The sequence below is a fragment of the Barnesiella sp. An55 genome (assembly GCF_002161555.1).
Lineage (GTDB): Bacteria > Bacteroidota > Bacteroidia > Bacteroidales > Barnesiellaceae > Barnesiella > Barnesiella merdipullorum.
Window position 1 is genome coordinate 1 of the sequence record NZ_NFHZ01000048.1, and the last position, 537, is coordinate 537.

At 49.5% G+C, this 537-nt stretch carries 1 rRNA gene; it reads right to left on the minus strand.

Features of this window, described 5'->3' with window-relative positions:
* Window positions 1-287 precede the first annotated feature (287 nt).
* Window positions 288-396, minus strand: a 5S ribosomal RNA gene (gene rrf, locus B5G10_RS12500).
* Window positions 397-537: the final 141 nt, after the last annotated feature.

Here is a 537-nt window from a genome sequence, read left to right on the forward strand (position 1 = left end):
GACCACATGTGAAGACCCACAGAAAAAGCATTTTTTGTGCCATATTTATAATAATCTTCACAAAGATATTAAAATCAATGCTTTACTGAGGTTTAATCCTGAATTTTGTCGACTAGGCCTTCGTTTCCTTGCGGGTATTTCCTGGATCCCGCATCAGAGTGCGGGATGACTGAGACGGGTATTCCGGGATATCGCATCGCGGTGCGGGATGGAAGATGGGGTATAGGCACAAAAAAAGAGCCGGAGGGTTGTCTTCTTCTCGACTTCCTTCCGGCTCTCCTTCTTTAAGGTGGCGGCTACCTACTCTCCCACTTGCGCAGTACCATCGGCGTGACGGGGCTTAACTTCTCTGTTCGGAATGGGTAGAGGTGGATCCCCCGTGCTATAACCGCCTTGAATATCTCGATCCTTGACGTTCGAAAAAAGTTGAACTTCCTTACACTCTCGCTCTCCCCTATCGGCCCTTCCCGACTCGCGCCGCTGCAAAGTTTCGGGAGATTAGTTTCGCTCGGCTTTGGCATTGCTGCCTTTACACCT